The sequence below is a fragment of the Parapedobacter lycopersici genome, from assembly GCF_040395035.1.
Classification (GTDB): Bacteria; Bacteroidota; Bacteroidia; order Sphingobacteriales; family Sphingobacteriaceae; genus Parapedobacter; species Parapedobacter lycopersici_A.
Map to the genome: position 1 here is coordinate 22,448 of NZ_JBEBRB010000003.1, position 18,738 is coordinate 41,185.

Annotated in this window: 18 protein-coding genes; 6 read left to right on the plus strand and 12 right to left on the minus strand. The window is 47.2% G+C overall.

The genetic code is table 11. From position 1 onward, the window contains the following. Nucleotides 1-98 precede the first annotated feature (98 nt). The 4 genes from ligA to ABWO75_RS01675 form a co-directional block, all read right to left on the minus strand. Nucleotides 99-2,117 carry an NAD-dependent DNA ligase LigA gene (gene ligA / locus ABWO75_RS01660; protein ID WP_353181909.1) on the minus strand — a complete coding sequence of 673 codons (2,019 nt, stop codon included), beginning with the start codon at nt 2,115-2,117 and terminating at the stop codon, nt 99-101. 98 nt (nt 2,118-2,215) lie between these two features. After that, nucleotides 2,216-2,950 carry a hypothetical protein gene (locus ABWO75_RS01665; RefSeq protein ID WP_353181911.1) on the minus strand — a complete coding sequence of 245 codons (735 nt, stop codon included), beginning with the start codon at nt 2,948-2,950 and terminating at the stop codon, nt 2,216-2,218. Between the two features lie 69 nt (nt 2,951-3,019). Beyond that, nucleotides 3,020-4,093 carry a glycosyltransferase family 2 protein gene (locus ABWO75_RS01670; RefSeq protein ID WP_353181913.1) on the minus strand — a complete coding sequence of 358 codons (1,074 nt, stop codon included), beginning with the start codon at nt 4,091-4,093 and terminating at the stop codon, nt 3,020-3,022. After that, complete coding sequence (locus ABWO75_RS01675; RefSeq protein ID WP_353181915.1) at nt 4,048-4,914, minus strand: lysophospholipid acyltransferase family protein; 867 nt, start codon at nt 4,912-4,914, stop codon at nt 4,048-4,050. The genes ABWO75_RS01670 and ABWO75_RS01675 overlap by 46 nt, the downstream gene beginning before the upstream one ends. 103 nt (nt 4,915-5,017) lie before the next feature. On the opposite strand from ABWO75_RS01675, the gene ABWO75_RS01680 reads away from it, so the two are divergent. Beyond that, nucleotides 5,018-5,635 carry a WbqC family protein gene (locus ABWO75_RS01680; RefSeq protein WP_353181917.1) on the plus strand — a complete coding sequence of 206 codons (618 nt, stop codon included), beginning with the start codon at nt 5,018-5,020 and terminating at the stop codon, nt 5,633-5,635. Here ABWO75_RS01680 and ABWO75_RS01685 read toward each other — a convergent pair. Next, on the minus strand, nt 5,624-7,831 hold the full coding sequence (locus ABWO75_RS01685; protein WP_353181919.1) for a RelA/SpoT family protein: 2,208 nt from the start codon (nt 7,829-7,831) through the stop codon (nt 5,624-5,626). The two genes, ABWO75_RS01680 and ABWO75_RS01685, sit on opposite strands and share 12 nt — an antisense overlap. Before the next feature lie 135 nt (nt 7,832-7,966). Between ABWO75_RS01685 and ABWO75_RS01690 the strand changes: the two genes are divergently transcribed. Together ABWO75_RS01690 and bshB1 are read left to right on the plus strand one after the other, a co-directional pair. Then, nucleotides 7,967-8,587, plus strand: a complete 621-nt coding sequence (locus ABWO75_RS01690; protein ID WP_353181921.1) for a DUF4294 domain-containing protein — start codon at nt 7,967-7,969, stop codon at nt 8,585-8,587. 51 nt (nt 8,588-8,638) lie between these two features. Next, nucleotides 8,639-9,379 carry a bacillithiol biosynthesis deacetylase BshB1 gene (gene bshB1 / locus ABWO75_RS01695; RefSeq protein WP_353181923.1) on the plus strand — a complete coding sequence of 247 codons (741 nt, stop codon included), beginning with the start codon at nt 8,639-8,641 and terminating at the stop codon, nt 9,377-9,379. Nucleotides 9,380-9,431: 52 nt separating this feature from the next. On the opposite strand, the gene ABWO75_RS01700 is transcribed toward bshB1, so the two are convergent. From ABWO75_RS01700 to ABWO75_RS01730, 7 genes are all read right to left on the minus strand, one after another. Beyond that, nucleotides 9,432-9,758 (minus strand): HesB/IscA family protein, encoded by a 327-nt coding sequence (locus tag ABWO75_RS01700; RefSeq protein ID WP_353181925.1) that lies wholly within the window; start codon nt 9,756-9,758, stop codon nt 9,432-9,434. A gap of 276 nt (nt 9,759-10,034) precedes the next feature. After that, complete coding sequence (locus ABWO75_RS01705; RefSeq protein WP_353181927.1) at nt 10,035-10,970, minus strand: transporter; 936 nt, start codon at nt 10,968-10,970, stop codon at nt 10,035-10,037. An 11-nt stretch (nt 10,971-10,981) separates the two neighbouring features. After that, on the minus strand, nt 10,982-12,040 hold the full coding sequence (locus ABWO75_RS01710; RefSeq protein ID WP_353181929.1) for a cytochrome-c peroxidase: 1,059 nt from the start codon (nt 12,038-12,040) through the stop codon (nt 10,982-10,984). After that, a complete protein-coding gene (locus tag ABWO75_RS01715) occupies nt 12,033-12,881 on the minus strand; it encodes an MbnP family protein (RefSeq protein WP_353181931.1) in 849 nt (282 codons plus the stop codon). Before ABWO75_RS01715 ends, ABWO75_RS01710 begins: the two co-directional genes overlap by 8 nt. Before the next feature lie 97 nt (nt 12,882-12,978). Further along, a complete protein-coding gene (locus tag ABWO75_RS01720; RefSeq protein WP_353181933.1) occupies nt 12,979-13,362 on the minus strand; it encodes a hypothetical protein in 384 nt (127 codons plus the stop codon). Nucleotides 13,363-13,460: 98 nt separating this feature from the next. Then, nucleotides 13,461-13,667, minus strand: a complete 207-nt coding sequence (locus tag ABWO75_RS01725) for a hypothetical protein (RefSeq protein ID WP_353181935.1) — start codon at nt 13,665-13,667, stop codon at nt 13,461-13,463. A 339-nt stretch (nt 13,668-14,006) separates the two neighbouring features. Beyond that, nucleotides 14,007-14,696 (minus strand): C40 family peptidase, encoded by a 690-nt coding sequence (locus tag ABWO75_RS01730; protein ID WP_353181937.1) that lies wholly within the window; start codon nt 14,694-14,696, stop codon nt 14,007-14,009. Nucleotides 14,697-14,714: 18 nt separating this feature from the next. On the opposite strand from ABWO75_RS01730, the gene yihA reads away from it, so the two are divergent. From yihA to topA, 3 genes are all read left to right on the plus strand, one after another. Continuing rightward, nucleotides 14,715-15,347 carry a ribosome biogenesis GTP-binding protein YihA/YsxC gene (gene yihA, locus ABWO75_RS01735; RefSeq protein WP_353181939.1) on the plus strand — a complete coding sequence of 211 codons (633 nt, stop codon included), beginning with the start codon at nt 14,715-14,717 and terminating at the stop codon, nt 15,345-15,347. Continuing rightward, nucleotides 15,344-16,198, plus strand: coding sequence for a UbiA-like polyprenyltransferase (locus ABWO75_RS01740; RefSeq protein WP_353181941.1), 855 nt, complete (start codon nt 15,344-15,346; stop codon nt 16,196-16,198). Before yihA ends, ABWO75_RS01740 begins: the two co-directional genes overlap by 4 nt. 168 nt (nt 16,199-16,366) lie before the next feature. Further along, on the plus strand, nt 16,367-18,697 hold the full coding sequence (topA, locus tag ABWO75_RS01745; protein WP_353181943.1) for a type I DNA topoisomerase: 2,331 nt from the start codon (nt 16,367-16,369) through the stop codon (nt 18,695-18,697). The last annotated feature ends 41 nt before the right edge of the window (nt 18,698-18,738 follow it).

Below are 18,738 nucleotides of genomic sequence, written 5' to 3' on the forward strand. Positions count from 1 at the left end.
GTCGTTGACCCTAATTATCACCTTCATGCAAGCAACCTGCTGCTGGAAAAGATGCTGGCGGGTAAAATTAGTGCAAATAAATGATTTTATTGTATGATTTAAGCAATCAAATCAAGCAAATCCTGATCTGAGATAATGGGAATGTTTAATTTTTCCGCCTTGGTCCGTTTAGAAGGTCCCATTTTGTCTCCGGCGACGAGGTAATCTAATTTGGCCGATATGCTGCTCAGCATTTTACCGCCATGGCCTTCGATCAGCGTAGCAAGTTCCTCCCGGCTGAATTGTTCGAACACACCGGAAATGACAAAGGTTTTTCCCTGCAACTGGTCGCCTAACCGCTCCACCTTTTGCTCCACAACGGCCAGCTGTAGTCCATATTGCTTGAGTTGCTCCAGCTGCTCCCGGTGTGTTGTGCTGGCAAAATACTCCAGTACACTCTCGGAGATCCGTTCGCCGATTTCATGGACGGATTCGATTGCTGTCTTGGATGCGGCAGCAAGGGTGTCTATATCTTTGAAGTGGGTAGCAAGTTTCCGGGCAACCGTTTCGCCAACGTAGCGTATACCAAGTGCGAAAAGCACTTTTTCAAAAGGTTTTTCCTTGGATTTTTCAATGCCCGCCAACATATTGTCAATGGACTTCTGGCCAAAACGTTCCAGTCCGATCAGCACTTCCTGTTGATTCTTCAGCCTATAAATATCGGTGATATTACGGAGCAGCCCGTGCCGGTAAAATGTTTCGATAGTTTCGTCGCCCATGCCTTCGATGTCCATCGCCTTACGACCAATAAAATGCTGCATGCGGCCGACAATCTGTGGTGGACAGCCCTCCTCATTAGGACAATAATGTACCGCTTCTCCTTCTTTACGGATAAGTGGAGTGTCACATTCCGGGCAATTGGATGGGTATACGATGGGGTGGGTGTCTGGGTTACGTTTCAGCATATTGACACCCATTACTTTGGGGATAATTTCGCCTCCTTTTTCTACAAAAACAGTATCACCTTGGCGCAGATCCAGTCGTGCAATCTCATTAGCATTATGCAGACTGGCACGTTTTACGGTGGTGCCAGCCAATAATACCGGTTCTAGGTTAGCCACAGGAGTCACAGCACCCGTTCGGCCCACTTGGTAACTGATGGACTGGAAAATCGTTTCCACTTGTTCCGCTTTGTATTTATAGGAGATAGCCCAACGCGGCGATTTGGCCGTAAAGCCCAACTCTTCCTGCTGGCCATAGTCATTTACTTTAATGACGATGCCGTCGATATCGTAGCTCAGCTCGTGACGCTCCTTGTCCCACTTGGTTATAAATGCCAGTACCTCGTCGATTGACGAACATAAGGCAGTATGCTCGCATACATGGAATCCCCAGGATTTTACCGCCATGAGGCTTTCCCAATGATTATTGAAGAGTCTGCTGCGGTTATCGCTATACAAAAAATAGAGAAAGCAATCCAGCGGGCGCCGGGCAACTTCGGAGGAATCCTGTAGCTTGATCGTGCCCGCGGCAAAATTGCGGGGATTGGCGTAAGCCATTTCTCCATTTTCAATGCGCTCATTATTCAATCGGCGGAATGCCGGACGGTGCATAAAAATTTCACCTCGTATTTCAAATAGTTCGGGATATCCATTTGTTCGCAAGCGATTCGGTATTTTTTTGATGGTACGAACGTTGGTAGTAACGTCGTCGCCCTGCACGCCATCGCCCCGGGTAACCGCCCGTTTAAGCAGGCCGTTCTCATAGGTGAGACTGATGGATAAGCCGTCAAATTTCAATTCGCACACATATTCAAAGTCATCACCGATAGCTTTGCGTACCCGTACATCGAAATCACGAAGCTCCTGCTCACTGTAGGTGTTGCTGAGCGAAAGCATAGGCCATCGGTGACGGACCGTAGTGAACCGCTGTGTAATGTCACCGCCTACTTTCTGCGTGGGGGAGTCAGGGTCAAGGAATTGCGGGAATAACCGCTCCAAATTCTCCAGTTCCTTAAGTTTCTGATCGAAATCATAATCTGAAATGGAGGGGTTCGCCAATACGTAGTATTGATAATTATATTCGTTCAGTTCCGCGGTCAATGCGATAACACGCTCCGCTGCTTCTGCTGGTGACATGGGGACGAAAATACGAAATTATTATTAGTGATTGGCGCACTATCTACTTGCTGATCGCGGTTTCCGTCTATCCGCTAATCAGCTTTGTCTGTCATCGATTACTCTTCCAGCTTGCTCCATATTTCATAAATTGGATTGCCCGTGGAGCTGAGTCCGGAATGATGCCATTGCCCATTTTCAATTTTTCCATCAAAGGATAGCGAGGCACCAACGCGGTTGTTATCACGCGAGAAAAAGTCGATGTGTTCGGTATATCTGCCGCCCTGAAAGGTGTATGTGCCGCCGCCCGTACCCGAGAATTCACCTGTCTTTACATTAATGGCTACCCACTGGAATCGGGTACCGCTCATGATCTTTAACGTCCGCCTGTCACGCAGGGGCATCTGTCCCATGTCGCCACCCTGTTTCCGGCCGGTAATACGCCACACACCGGCCATCGCTCCTTCATTGCTATCGATACGCTTCCAGGTCGCCTGCGTGCCCGACAGATTAGTGGTGAGCATGTTGTCCGCTGTGTAGTTAAATGCGGTCGATTGGCCTATCCAGGCTTCTGCGTCCACACCGCTGGTCGCTTTTTCGGTGTCATATTGCCACGTAACCGTAAGCTGGTTGCCATCGGCGGTGTAGGTGCCGCCCCTTGTGGATATAAATTGCTTATTTTTAACATCAAAAATGCTATGAGACAAAAAGCCATCTACAAACACCGCTATTTGCTGTTTGTCTCCTTCCTGGTGATGCCAGGCTCCTGCGAGGATATTCTCGGATGGCTGCGACCGGCCGGTAGACATCCCTGTAACCAGCATTACAAAAAAAAGTGTGATCCTATGTTTCATAAAGCTATCAATTGGTTTATACGCTAAATAACAACTTAATAATTAAAAAGTTGCTATGTAGTTTCTATGTTACAGAAACCGTTTGGGGTTCAATTTACTGAACATGGTTTTGCCGTGGACATAAAAGGCCCACACAACGCTGCCGCGGTAATGTCCGGTATCCTGAAATACTGTGGCGTATTTTTTTCTTTTCTTTGCTGTTTTTGCAAAGTTGGCAAAGAATTGCTGATGTGCTCGACTAATGGCCCAGGCATCGCTGAATTTTCCCAATGACATGAAGTGAAAAAGCGCTACCAGGTCAATCCACATCCGCGCAAAGATGGTCCATGCAGCCTTGAAAAACGGCAGGTTTTTTTGCAACAGCAACAGGCTATTACGGAAATTAAGAAACGTCTTCTGCGGGTTACTGGCACTTAGTGTACCCCCTCCCACATGGAAAACAACCGATTTCGGACAATACCCCATGCGGTATCCCATAAGTTTAAGCCGCCAGGCTAAGTCTACTTCCTCCATATGAGCAAAAAAATCATCATCAAACCCCCCTACAGCCTCCCAACACGTACGTTTGATGAAAAGCGCAGCACCAGACACCCAGAATACCTCCCGGGTATCGTCGTACTGGCCATTGTCTTGTTCAATAGCGTGTAAGATCCGGCCGCGGCAAAAAGGGAAACCGTAGCTATCCAGATATCCGCCGGCAGCTCCCGCATGTTCAAAATGGTCGCGTTGATGGAGCGAGCGGATTTTGGGTTGGGCTGCAGCCATATCCGGTTGGCTTTCCAGTAGTTCAATGACTGGCTGTATCCAGTCAGGAGTAACTTCCACATCAGAATTCAGTAATACAAAATAGTCCGCATCTACCTGTTTGAGTACCTCATTGTACCCACCAGCAAACCCCAGGTTCTGCTGGTTGGTGATAACGCGGATTGTCGGATAATCGGCACGGACGAAAGCAACGGAGTCATCACTTGAGGCATTATCGCCTACAACAAACTCGATATTGGGATAGGTGCTGTTATAAACATATGGTAGGAATTTCTCAAGGAAAAACCGGCCATTCCAATTGAGGATCACGACGGCTACTTTAGGTTGCTGTTTCATGTGCGCGGTTTCCTTTTCCACCGTCGATGTGACCAAAGCCATAGAGCTGGTTTCCGACGAATGATATCTTCTGTAAATCGAGTGTGTATATCCGTGATCCCATGTGCATCTACACTGGCTGGATTCTCCACGAGAGTAGTAAACGTGCATTGGTAATATCCCCGACGGATCCGGTCAATATGACAAAATACAACAGCGGCATCCGTCATCTTTGCGATCCGTTCAGCGCCCGTGTAAACCAGTGTGTTCTGGTTAAGGAAGGGGATGAAATAATCGGAGTCGCGGTATTGCGGAGTCTGGTCAGCTACAAAGATACTAATATGGGGTTTATCGCGGTAAGCCACAATCTGCCGAAGTGTCTGTTTCATCGGCACCATTAAAGCGCCGAACCGGCTTCGAATCGCATTATACAGCGTGTCAAATGCCTGGTTTTTCAACGGTTTGTATATGATCAATACCGGATTTTCTGTCAGTAGACTAAGTCGATGAATCCCAAGCTCCCAATTGGCATAATGAGCGGTTACTCCAACAATAGGCCGGCCCGCTGCAAAGTGGCGTTCCAGTTCTTCTATTTGGTGAATAACCATTCTTTTTTTTACCTCCTTCTCCGATATCCGGCTCATTTTTATTGCCTCTACAATGAGGTCGGGCAGAAAGCGGAAAAATTGGCGCGCGATGATACGTCGTTCCTCCGCGGATTTTTCGGGAAACGCATTCCGTAGGTTTTCAAATACCACGTTTTTCCGGTACCGGATAATATAATACAGCACGACAAAAAGTACGTCAGATAAAAAATAGAGCGCCCAAAAAGGCAACATTGCCAGCAGGTTAATGAAGAAAGATAGTAAGGAAGACTTTCGCATTACGGCTAATGATCGTGCGTATGGCTGCAAATATCCTCAATTTAAGTTATTTTTGCAGCACAAACTTAGATAAAGTTGCTTTTGCATAGATTTATTGCCGCGCATGGACAATCAGCTCATTTTACCTGTATTTTATTTACCTCCAATCGCTTACTTCAGCGCTATCGTTAAGACTGCAAAACCCATTCTACTGGAAAGATACGAGCACTATCCCAAGCAAACCTACCGAACACGCACGTCGATTTACTCCGCCAATGGGAAGCTTGACCTAATTTTGCCGGTACAAAAGGGGAGTAACGGCCATACACAGATGAAGGATGTTAAAATTAGTTATGAGGCGGATTGGCAGCGGTTACATTGGATGAGCCTACAGACAGCATACCGTAGTTCCGCTTATTTTGAATATTACGAAGATGACTTTTCGGTTTTCTATAACAAGCGTTTTGACTATCTTTTTGACTATCATGAAGCCCAGTTGAACCTGTTGCTTGCCTTATTGAAAATAGATCGGGAAATCGGTTATACACAAAGCTATCGGGAAGATTATCCACCGGCCATTGATCTACGGCAAACAATCCATCCCAAGAAAACACCGTTGCACAATGTGACGGAGCCTTACTACCAAGTGTTCGAGGGCAAATTCGGCTTCATAGCTAATCTCAGTATAGTAGACCTGCTATTTAATCACGGGCCACAGAGTACCGATTACTTAATTGACTGAGTCAAACCGTGTAATACCGGTAATACCTTTGATCTGCTTGAGGTGTTTGATTAGGTTTTCGAGATGGGCGGTATCATTGACGAAAATCATAATCGAACCCTCGAAAATACCATCGTTGCTTGAGATGGTGATGGATCGGATATTTACCCTGAAGTCATCCGAGATCACCTTGGTGATCTTGTTAACAAGACCTACGTCGTCAATCCCAACAATGTGCAGCCCGGTAAGGAAGGCTAATTCCTTCTGCGATGTCCATTTGGCCTTTACGATGCGGTATCCGTAATTGGCCATCAATTTCGCGGCATTGGGACAGTTGGTCCGATGTATTTTAATTCCTTCATTAACCGTGATAAAACCAAAAACATCATCACCGGGTATCGGATTGCAACAAGGCGATAACGTGTAGTCGATTTTCTGTAGATCGTCGCCGATCAGCAGTGTTTCATAGTCTTTTTTATTGATTTTATCTACTAACCCGCCAATATGTGAGTTGAATTGTTGGCCATTCTGTTGCTCTACACTTTTTTCATTTAGTGCAAACTCCTTGAGGTTCCGGATGTCGATCTCACCCTTCGCCACATTATAAAACAGATCCTGTGAAGAATGAAACTTGAAATACATCGTCAATTTATTGATGTTTTCGGTGTTGTAGGTGATCTTCAGCGACTTGAGTTTGCGCTCGAGGATCTCCTTTCCATCTTCAGCTATTCGTCGTTTTTCTTCTTTGAGTGCCGATTTGATCTTGGATTTTGCCTTCGCTGTTACGACAAAATTCAGCCAGTCTTCTTTGGGCGTTTGCTTGCTCGAAGTAATAATCTCCACTTGATCGCCGTTCTGCAGCCGGTGGCTCAGGGGGACCAGCTTGTGGTTGACTTTGGCACCAATACAGCTGGCGCCGAGGTCCGAGTGAATTTCAAAGGCAAAATCAAGTGCCGTAGCATCGTGCGGTAGCTGAATAAGCGCGCCTTTCGGCGTAAAGATAAAAATCTCGTCCGAAAACAGGTTCATCTTGAAATCGTCGAGAAAATCCATCGCATTAGGCTCCGGATTGCTTAAAATTTCCCGGACCTTCTGTATCCATTGATCCAATCCGCTATCCGAGTTGGATTCTTTATATTTCCAGTGTGCAGCAAACCCTTTTTCCGCGATTTCATTCATCCGGACGGTGCGAATCTGCACCTCTACCCACTGACCTTTGGGTCCCATCACGGTCGTGTGCAGTGACTCGTAACCGTTGGCTTTGGGTGAAGAAATCCAATCGCGTAGGCGATCGGGATTAGGTCGGTATAAATCGGTAACAATGGAGTACGCTTTCCAGCAGTCAGCCTTTTCGTTCTCCTGCTCGGAATCAATGATTACCCGGATTGCGAACAAATCATACACTTCCTCAAAGGGAATTGATTTTTTACGCATTTTATTCCATATGGAAAAGATGGATTTAGGACGTCCGAATACCTGTGCTTTGATTCCCTGTTCGTGCAGAATTTCCTTAATCGGCTCAATGAAATTATGGACAAATCGCTCCCGCTCGGCCTTTTTTTCATTCAGTTTTCTTGCAATGAACTTATAGGTATCCGGATCCGTATATTTCATGGACAGGTCTTCCAACTCGGATTTGATCGCATACAGACCCAGCCGGTGGGCCAGGGGAGCATACAGATAGGAAGTTTCTGATGCAATCTTCAACTGCTTATCCCGGGGCATGAAATCCATCGTACGCATGTTGTGGAGGCGGTCTGCCAGTTTGATCAGGATTACCCGGACGTCGTCTGCAAGCGTAAGTAGCATCTTCCGGAAGTTTTCGGCCTGCATGGAACTGTTAGGGTCAAATATTCCTGATATCTTTGTCAGTCCGTCAATGATCCGCGTCACCTTTTTGCCAAATTCCCGTTCAATGTCTTCGAGTGTAATGTCGGTGTCCTCCACCACATCATGCAGCAGCGCGCATACGATGGATGTGGTGCCTAGCCCAATCTCCTCAGCGGCAATCTGTGCGACGGCGATCGGGTGATAAATATATGGTTCGCCCGATTTACGGCGCATATCTTTATGGCTTTCCAGCGCCATGTCAAAGGCCCGACGGATCATCTGTTTGTCACCCCGTTGCAGCGTAGGTTTGCAGGCGCGCAACAATGCCCGGTACCGCTTGCGGATTTCTTTACTCTCTGCTTCTAAATCAATCACCAATTCTTTCATACAGATCGCCTTATCTTTTTATAACGTACAATTCCTATATTTGTATAGCCGTATTTATTGGACTGCATTTTGCTGAGTCCGTTTAATTCAGATAAATATACGGAATTTGTCGGTGATTTTAAAACAAGGGTTCCCATGAATCTGTCTGCTTTGTTGATTTTTTGTGGCGGACTGCTGTGCAGTATCGATGCGGTGGCCCAGGACACCGCTGCTGCAGATTCAGCCGTGCAGTCGGGTAGCCAGTTGGTACGCACTACGGTGACCGATGGCGAGCCGATGCCCTGGATGCGGATCCCGGAGGTACAGGTGGTGCGGAAACGTATTTTTAGAAGTCCTGAAGATAAGGCACGTTACATGCGTTTGCGTTATAATGTCATCAAAGTATTACCCTATGCCCGTTATGCGCAGCGGCGGTATGAACAACTTTATCGTGATCTGGCGATGACCAGCAGCAGGCGTGAGCAGAAGCTGCTGGTGAAAGCGTGCGAAAAGGAAATTAAAGATATGTTCAATCGGGAAGTGAAAAAAATGACTATTTCACAGGGCGAAATTCTGATCAAATTGATTGACCGGCAGACGGGCAACTCCAGCTACGAGGTAGTGCGTGAATTACGGGGCGGATTTACCGCCTTCTTTTACCAGTCAATCGCGAGGGTATTTGGACATAACCTTAAAAGTAAATACAATGTGGACGAGGAGTATGAAATAGAAAACATCATCCGCAGCCTGGAACACCCATCATCCCGGTATTTTTAATCCGGTTATCGTATCTTTGCGCACGGTAACGTAATACTTAAGCACACATACATGAGTGAGATTCATCCCAAACTAGCTATATTGGTTATCACCGTACATCCAGATGATGCCGAATTGGGCTGTGGCGGTACCATCCTGAAACACGTGGCTATGGGCCATAAGGTCGGCATTGTCGATCTGACCCGCGGCGAACTCGGTACCCGCGGCACACCAGAAATGCGGGCGGAGGAAGCCTCTGCTGCGGGCAGGATACTTGGCTTGCATGCCCGCGAGAACCTAGGCATGCGTGATGGTTTTTTTAGCAATGACGAACAGCACCAGCTGGAGGTAGTCCGCGCAATACGCCGATACCGCCCGGAGATTATAATTACCAATGCGCTGCATGATCGGCATCCGGATCATGGGCGGGCTGGCGACCTCGTTAACGATGCCACGTTCTTGGCTGGTCTGCGGAAAGTGGAAACGGAGGAAGACAACGGGCAGCCACAAGCACCCCATCGTCCGGGCTTGCTACTTCAGCTGATTCAGGACCGCTATATCAAACCGGATATTGCTGTTGACGTAAGTGAATACTGGCAGCAGAAAATCCAGGCAATACAGGCGTATAAGTCACAGTTTCATCATGCCGGATATCATGTAGATGAGCCGGAAACCTACATTTCCCGGCCGGATTTTATGGAGTATATCGAAGCCCGTGCCAGGGAATACGGTAAATATATCGGTGCCCGTTATGCCGAAGGATATACCTGTCGCAGGCTACTGGGCGTCGATGATCTGTTTGCACTGAAATAAATCAACATAGACTTCCCGATAGGAAAATAAGGTAGGGGAGTGGAGTTACACATTATACGGCAAAGCTCTCGCCACAGGCACACGTACGCGACGCATTGGGATTATGGAATTCAAATCCCTTACCCGTCAGTCCGTCTGAATAATCGAGCTCGGTGCCGGCGAGATACAGATAGGATTTGATATCCAAGCAAATACTAATGCCTTTGTCTTCGAATAACTGATCGCCCTTTTTTTCCTCATTGTCAAAATGAAGCTTATAGCTTAAGCCCGAACAGCCACCGCTCTCCACTGCTACGCGTACGAAGTAGGAATCGTCGTAGTTTTCATTGCGCATGATATCCAAAATGCGTGCTTTAGCCTTTTCTGTTACGGTAACCATGATTTCTAATTTAAATCCCTATGATTAATGACAAAGATCGGCATATTCATTAACTATTGCAAAAATGTGCGTTTATGGGATGTCATTTTTTGGACGCTTCGATAGTGAATATGGAAATAAGATAAATCTATGCGGAAATAGATTGACAAGACTGGCTATAAGCCAGTCAAAAAACACTGTACACCCATTGGGATAAAGCGGGGTGTACAGTGTAAGCGATTGTAATCCGTCACCGGATTTGGCGCACTTCCTTGTGATTACGCCGGCGAGGCGGAATCAGAATGCAAACGATGCATGTGCCATCCACCGGTTTCCGGCGATAGCCCGGCCATCGGCCAAATGCTGGTCAAGCAGCAATTGATGGTTCGCACCGAGAGATAGTCTGCCGGCATTCAGTTCCAGGCCGATAATGCCGGTAGTTGCATATCCACCGGATTGTGCAACCGGATAGCGTTTCTGTGTCTCGTCTTTTTCCTGTGTTTCATACATAATTCCCGCATTGGGCGCAATGCGTAGACGATTCTGAATATTAAACTTGTAATAGAAGAGGGCGTTTGCGGTGAGTTTGTTGCCGTAACGATATGCATAGTTGTTTTCTGTGTTGATTTTGTAGCTCGCATTTACATTCAACCCCAGGTCCATTAACCGGATATCATAGGCCAGGTTAGCCATGAAATCGGTGCTGGCGGTACCCAGCTGAAAATTGTTAGGCGAATCCTGTGAAGTATTGGTCCGTTCACTGTTATCGTACCGTCCCGTAGGTGTTTTTATTCCAATGCCCGCCCAAAGGGAGTGGATTAAGATTTTATTGTCTGAAGTGCCTGTTAGCTGTTCAAATACTTTGTAATAGCCCATTAATGCCACATCGCCCAAGCCACTTTTCTCGCCTGCCTCCCCGCCTCCAGGTATTTCCCGGCGATTGAAATTATAAGGGATAATAGCCATTGCCCGCCAGCGGGTGCCAAAATTCCAGGCTCCCCAGAGTTCGTAACTTTGATAGCTTTCGTCAGCCGTAAGGGGCGTCCGGTTTCCTGATGGACCCAGATGCGTTGTGAGCGGCCGGTGTTGATAACGTAGCCCCACGAACCGCTTGTTGAAGTCGGGCAGAATGCCAAGATAGTATGTGCCTACGCCACATCCGCAGATATCGCACGCAAGAGCAGGGCGCAACGCTGCCAGGCAAAGTAAGAACGTGATAATGATATGTTTCATGATAATAATTTTTAATTTCCGATCCCCAAAAGGGGATCGGTTACGAATTTTTCGTCATTAAGGGTTTGCAAAAAAGCGAGGAGGTCCGTCTTTTCTGCTTCGGAAAGTACAATACCCCGTGTCCCGTCGGGATTTCGCAACAGCGGATCAAGGTTGGGGGTCTCCCGCACTTCGCGGCGATAGTGCGCAATTACGGCCTCTAATGTAAGCAGTCTGCCATCGTGCATATACGGTGCGGTATATTTCAGGTTCCGCAGACTGGGTACCTTAAATGTATAGCTATCCGCGCCGTTAAGCGTAATCATATACCGTCCCTGATCATTAATGGGATTCGGCCCCAGTCCGTTGTCCCGGAACGACTGGTCGGTAAACAATGGTTCCGCATGACAACTTGCGCAATGTTGCTGATAGACGGCATAACCTGCCTGCTCATCGGCAGTGAAGGTTGTGTGATCTTCACCACGCATGACTTTATCGTATTTTGCATTGCTGCTCACCGCCATCAGCATAAACTGCGATAACGCTTTCAGGAAATTTGCGGTGCTGATTTCCGGACTGCCGAATGCCTTTTCGAACAACCGGGGGTACAGTGTATGCTTGCGGAGTTTAGCCAATACATTGACGACCGACTCATCCATTTCCACCGGATTTTCAATGGGGGCGATAGCCAGCATATCCAAGTGGAACACCCCGCCATCCCAAAAGAAATTTTTGTTCCAGGCCAGATTCATGATCGGCGGTGCATTCCGGGTACCCAGTTTGTCATCTATTCCGTGACTTACGTCATGACCGTGATGGGTAAACGCGGACGACTGAATGTGACAACTCGCACACGAGATGGTGTTATTACGCGATAACAACGGATCGTGGAATAACTTCCTTCCCAGTTCGAAACCTGCCTGATTGATTGGGTTAGCATTCAAGTCGTATACCGGTTCGGGAAAGTTGGCAGGTTTTTTAAACCCGCTAAACCAATCAGGAGCAACGTCAGCAGCCTTGTTACAAGCTACAGCACAGGCGAGCACCAGGCAAAGCATAGCGAATGGCCTACCTGTTAATCGACTATTCATGTGTGCCATTCAACGGTTCAAAATTGTGTGTATGGTCATGCGAAAACATAGCCTGATAGTTATTGGCAATGAGGGCGCTGTAATCACCAAACATCACAGTTGGATTTTCGGCTAGGCTAACGGTTGTACTTCCGTTGAAAACCTTCGCGAGATCAACGAAAAGGTGGATATTGCTACTGAGTCTCTGCCGGACATTGGCGGTGCCTGCGTGTTTCAGATCGAGCGATACCGTCTTGATATTATTCAAAGTCGGCGCATCATAACCGCCAAATCCACCGATATGATAGCGGTATCGGTGTTGTCCGGTGGGGTCGCCTTCAAGGTCAACCGCCGGGGAACTGCCTTCCATTTTAAAGAATATATAACCGCTGTTCCACGACCAGTACATGCCACCGCCGTTATGATCGCCGGCAGGGTCAAGCACTCCCGTTCGGTCTTCTACGGGCATGGTACTGCGTAGGCTATCTACCCCCAATAGGAACGTCAATTGGGTATAGTCACCTTCCGGTACCTCAAGATTCACAAACTGGCTTTCGGCAACCGACGCGTCGATGAGGAAATAGCTCTTTTCTTGGGGCACGGTGTAAGTACGTCCGTCGGCTGTGCTGATTTTGACATTACTGACGTAATACTTCAATAGATCAACTGTAAACAATTCGCTGGCTGCATTGGTATATTCGCCACTACCGAGTTGCAGCTTTTTGTCGCCCACGATATGATCAAACTTCAGCTGCAGATTGCCTGTCAGTTGTTGGTCGGGTGCAGGCCCTTCTTTCTTGCTGCAGGAACTGAATGATAAAACACCTAAGGTTAATACAATGAGATATTGATAAGCTTTCATTTTGCTGTTATTTGTTATTCCGATAATTTGTTTATTCACAGGATGCCCGGTATAGAACAGCAATTGCTCCATACGATGGGATTTGTAATTGTATTAATTACCCTGCAATTGGGGGGCGGAAAACATCAGCGTCGGGGAGGAAAGAATAAGGAGTTAGTGCATGAGGGAAACGACGTATGGCCTTTTCACCGAAGTCAATTGGCGTGATGCGGTAATACTGTACAATAAAAGCGGGGATTTCGAGTTTCAAAGCTCCCGAAGTTCCCTGGTTAGTTTCTTTTCGGTCTGAATCATCCAGGTTCCGTAGTTTCTGTGCCAAAATGCATTTGCCGTTGCAATGTAGTTCAGGTTTATCCCGGTTGATGCACAGGTTAGCTACAATAGATGTGCGGTTCACCTCATACCAGGCAAATACACCAAGGCTACCCAAGCATTGGTACACCAACGACAATAGCAGTAAAAATGCGACGGGGGTTTTCAATCCGCGTAAAATGAACTGAACGAACAAAGCGTTCCACTTAAAACAAAAATTAATGAGTGCTGCATGCAGCCGGGCATGCGATGATAGAGGTTGTGAGACTAAGCGGCTGGTGGACGGAAAATAGACGCGAAAAATGTATGGACATGCAGTGATTCACGGTAAAGCGGCTGCGGCCCGGTACGCTGGTCAGTTGACGGCCGGAGTAAGTTAACGACTCCTAATTGCTGATTGAACAGCAGCGCTTCCTTGAATTTAATATCGGGTTGCTGCCTTTCCTTTTCCTCCTGTTCTTTTAACTTTTTCATTAAGACGCACTGTCCAAGGCAGGAATTGTTGAGTGTAAAGCGATTTTCGCAGCGGGTTTTGGCAATGAAATCCCGGTTAGCATAAAACCCAACTGAGATCCATAACGTAGCGAAGCTTTGTAGCAGTACAATAGGAATCAACAATATAAATACAATGCGTTTCACGGGGTGGATATGGTGCGCTGTTTCGTCGGTGACAAACTTAATTAAATTTACTTTTATATGCAATTTAACCGCATGGTATAGGGTAGGATATTCACGACATCTGACTTTCTTGGGTTCACTGACAAGCAGCATTTATCCTACCAAAAATCTTAGGGGAAAACTGGAATACATGTGCTATTGCCTGACGGAGCCGGCACGCCTGAAATATTTATAATACCAGGTGTCGTGCAGATCGCTGATGATGACTCCGCGGCTAGTCGACACATGGACAAATTTGTTATTCTGCAAGTAGATGCCTACATGATCGATGCCGCTTCGTCCAAATGAAAAGAAAACCAGGTCTCCTTCCTTAAGTTGCCTTTCATATTTTCGCTTAATCTGCTGCGCCATGTCCTGTGAGGTTCGGGGTATCGACTTGCCATAAACGTCGTGCATTACCATAGCTACGAAGGCCGAACAGTCGATACCCCGTCGGTCAGTGCCCCCTAGCCGGTGCGGGGTGCCGATCCATTGGTCAATGTACCGGTACAGCTCCCGGTTTTCCAATTCAGCGGGCCGTACGCCAAGCACCGCCGCATACCCTTCGAGTAGCCCGCTTTTGCCGCGCGCTGGCATATTCCTTCCTGCCGATGATGCGTCGGTAGGGATCGTTGCATTCCTTTCAGGCTTACGGTGGGGCACCGAAGAGCCTGTCCGGTTTGGCGGAAGTGCATTTTTACGGGTAAGACAGCCGCTTAGTAAAATGGAAAGTAAAAGACAGAAGGAGAGAGTCCCGAATCGATACATGACGTACATTTGGGCGACTAATTTAGTGAATTTACCCGGAAGGTAAAGAAATGACGCGAATTTGCGCAGCAACGCCATTTAGTCTTACCTTTGCATATGCTTATCAAAACAGCAGTATTTATTTGTAGCAATACCCGGGTCGATCAGTTGCCGAAACCGAGTCTTCCCGAATATGCATTTATCGGGAGATCCAATGTGGGTAAATCATCGTTGATTAATGCCCTTACGGGCAAACGAAGCCTGGCAAAGACATCGCAGACACCAGGTAAAACACAGGTCATTAATCATTTTTTGATAAATGATGATTGGTATCTGGTGGATTTGCCTGGCTATGGTTTTGCAAAAACTTCTAAATCCAATCGTGCTGCATGGGAAAAGTTTATCCGACGGTACTTATTGATGCGCGAAAACCTGCAGTGTGTTTTTGTGCTGGTCGACAGTCGGCACGGGCCACAGCAAATTGACCTCGATTTTTGCTACTGGTTAGGTGAGCAGCGTATTCCATTTATGCTGGTTTTTACAAAGGCGGATAAGCTGTCTCAGGCCGGGTCTGCAGCGAATATCAAGAAATTCCGACAAGCACTACTCCAATGGTTTGAAACGGTTCCTCCCCATTTTCTCACGTCGGCCGAAACCCGCGTCGGAGGCGAACCGTTATTAATGGCAATCGATGAGATCAACCATAAATTTAACGAACAACAGATTAACGCGCAGGACAACGATTTATGAATAAATATTTTTCCCTCGTATTATTTGCTCATAGCATATTTGCACTTCCGTTTGCTATCATCGGCTTTTTTCTTGCCGTCAATACCACCGATTATCCATTTGCATGGATGAAATTGTTGCTTATGCTGGCATGCATGGTATTTGCCCGTAATGCTGCAATGGCGTTCAATCGGTATCTCGACCGCGATATCGATGCAGTTAATCCACGCACCGCCATGCGGGATATTCCGGCCGGGCGCGTGAGTCCGCGTCAGGCGCTCACATTTACGATTGTCAACTGCGTGCTTTTTATCGGCGCAACGGGATTGATTAATACCGTTTGCCTTTACCTGTCGCCCGTTGCCCTGGCTGTGGTACTCGGTTACAGCTATACAAAGCGGTTTACACCGCTTTGTCATTTGGTGCTGGGGTTGGGCCTGGGACTAGCCCCTTTGGGGGCTTACCTTGTCGTTACGGGTACATTCCATCTTGTTCCTGTATTTTATTCACTGGCCGTGCTGTTTTGGGTTGGTGGTTTTGATATCATTTATGCATTGCAGGATGAAGAATTTGATCGCGAACAGCACCTAAATTCGATACCCGCCTGGCTTGGCAAACGGAAGGCCTTGCGGCTCTCTGAATTTTTCCACATGTTGTCGGCGATATTCGTTGTGCTACCTTTATTTTATGTGCCTTTACGCTGGTTTTATATAGCAGGCGTTATTTTTTATGTCCTGTTACTTATCTACCAGCATCGGATTGTAAGCCCAACGGACTTAAGCCGGGTAAACCGGGCATTTATGACAACAAATGGTGTGGCTTCTGTAGTTTTTGCTGTTTTCTTTTTGTGTGATGTAATTTTTTTGTGGTAATTGGTCTTTAGCAACAATAATCAATAACCAGCTTTTGCTAATTCTACGATTATAACTTCCTTGGAAGTCATTGCCCGAAAACAATAGCTGGCAGGCAATCGCTAAAAATCACAAAACGTTTTGTCATTCCCTGAATAAATCCCTTTATTTGCAGAAATCTGAAAATTAATGGCGAAAAACTTACTGATCGTTGAGTCTCCGGCAAAAGCAAAAACAATAGAAGGATATCTGGGAAAGGATTTTTTGGTGAAATCCAGCTATGGACATATCCGTGACCTGGTAAAGACAGACGATGCCATAGACACCGAAAATAACTTTACACAAAAATATGAGGTGCCCGCCGATAAAAAAGCCATAGTTAGTGAGTTGAAAAAATTAGCCAAAAACGCAGAAACAGTCTGGCTCGCATCCGACGAGGACCGGGAGGGAGAAGCCATTTCCTGGCACCTTTACGAAACGCTTGGATTGCAGGATAGCAATACGCGACGCATTGTATTCCATGAAATTACCAAACCCGCTATCCTCCGTGCCATCGAAACCCCGCGGAGCATCGATTTTAACCTTGTGAATGCGCAGCAGGCAAGGAGAGTGCTCGACCGCCTGGTTGGTTTTGAGCTCTCGCCCGTGCTGTGGAAAAAGGTGAAGCCAGCGTTATCCGCCGGCCGCGTGCAATCCGTGGCGGTTCGTCTGATTGTGGACCGTGAACGGGAAATCAACCGGTTTCAGGCAGAAGCGGCATTCCGGATCGTAGCGATATTCCATACCGGGAATGCCAAAGAACTTTTTAAAGCGGAACTTCCCCAGCGATTTTCAGCTGCTGCAGCAGCTGAGCTGTTTTTAAGGGATTGCTCCAGGGCCGGATTTTCCGTAGTGGATCTCGAAACTAAACCTTCAAAACGTAACCCTGCCGCTCCGTTTACTACCTCGACGCTGCAACAGGAAGCGAGCCGTAAACTTGGGTTTTCCGTGGCCCGTACGATGGCCGTCGCGCAGCGTCTTTATGAATCGGGCCGCATTACTTATATGCGTACAGATTCAGTGAACTTGAGTGATACAGCACTGGAAGGAGCTGAGCAGGAAATACGCGCGGCTTATGGTAACCAATACCATAAGCGCCGGCAGTATAAAACAAAATCTTCCGGAGCCCAGGAGGCCCACGAGGCCATCCGGCCAACATATTTCAATCAGCATACGATTGATGGTGACCCCGCCGACAGGCGGTTGTATGAGCTAATCTGGAAACGGGCGATTGCCTCTCAGATGAGCGAAGCTATGTTTGAAAGGACAACGGCGAAGATCAGTATTTCAACGCGGGATGAGTTGCTTGTGGCTAATGGCGAAGTAATGAAATTCGATGGTTTCTTAAAGGTATATTTTGAATCAACTGACGAGGAACACGAACCTAATCTGGATGATGATACGGGTAATGCATTATTACCTCCGTTGCAAAAGGGACAGGAATTGACCTTGAAAACCCTCACCGCCACGGAACGGTTCTCCCGTCCGCCAGCCCGGTATACCGAAGCCAGTCTGGTGAAAAAACTCGAGGAACTGGGTATTGGACGTCCCTCTACTTATGCGCCGACCATATCAACCATTCAAAACCGAGGTTATGTTGTAAAAGAGGACCGGGAAGGCAAACCCCGGGATTATCGCGTTCTCGAACTTCAGTCTGGCGAAATTACCATGTTGAAAAGAACGGAAACGACCGGTGCGGAGAAAGCCAAATTATTCCCCACAGATATTGGTGCGGTTGTCAATGACTTTCTGGTGGAACATTTTAAAGGTATTGTAGATTTTCATTTCACTGCCAAGGTGGAAAAGGAATTCGATGAGATTGCCCAGGGCCTCAAAGCGTGGACAGATATGCTCCACGATTTTTACGGCCCTTTTCATAATGAAGTAGAAACAACAATTAAAACGGCTGATCGGGCGAACAGTGAGCGTGAACTGGGTACAGATCCCGAAACGGGCAAGAAAGTCAGAGTGCGTATCGGCCGGTTTGGCCCCATGGTACAGATCGGAACGGCCGATGATGAGGAAAAGCCACGGTTTGCCAGTCTACGCCCCGGACAAATGGTCGAGACCATTACCTTTGAGGAGGCAATGGAATTATTTAAGCTGCCTAAAATAGTGGGTCAGTTTGAGGATAAAGACATGGCGGTTGCCATTGGCCGCTTCGGGCCGTATATCCGCCATAACAGTGCGTTTTATTCCCTGCCTAAAACGGTTGATCCACATGATGTGACAGAGGAGCTCGCCATTCAGATTATCCGTGAAAAACGCCAGAAAGATAAGGAGAAGGTAATTCGTATTTTTGACGAAAACCCAGAAGCACGCATTGAAAACGGACGCTGGGGCCCGTTTATTCGGTTTGGTAAGCAAAATATCAAAATACCCAAAGGGACGGACGTAACGGCAATTACTTATACCGACGTGCTGAAATGGGCCGAAACAGGAGAACAGAAGCCGAAAAAGAAGGCGAAGGGAAGAAAGTAATCACTCGTTTATGCCAGCCGTTAACTGCTGATCAGCTGCCA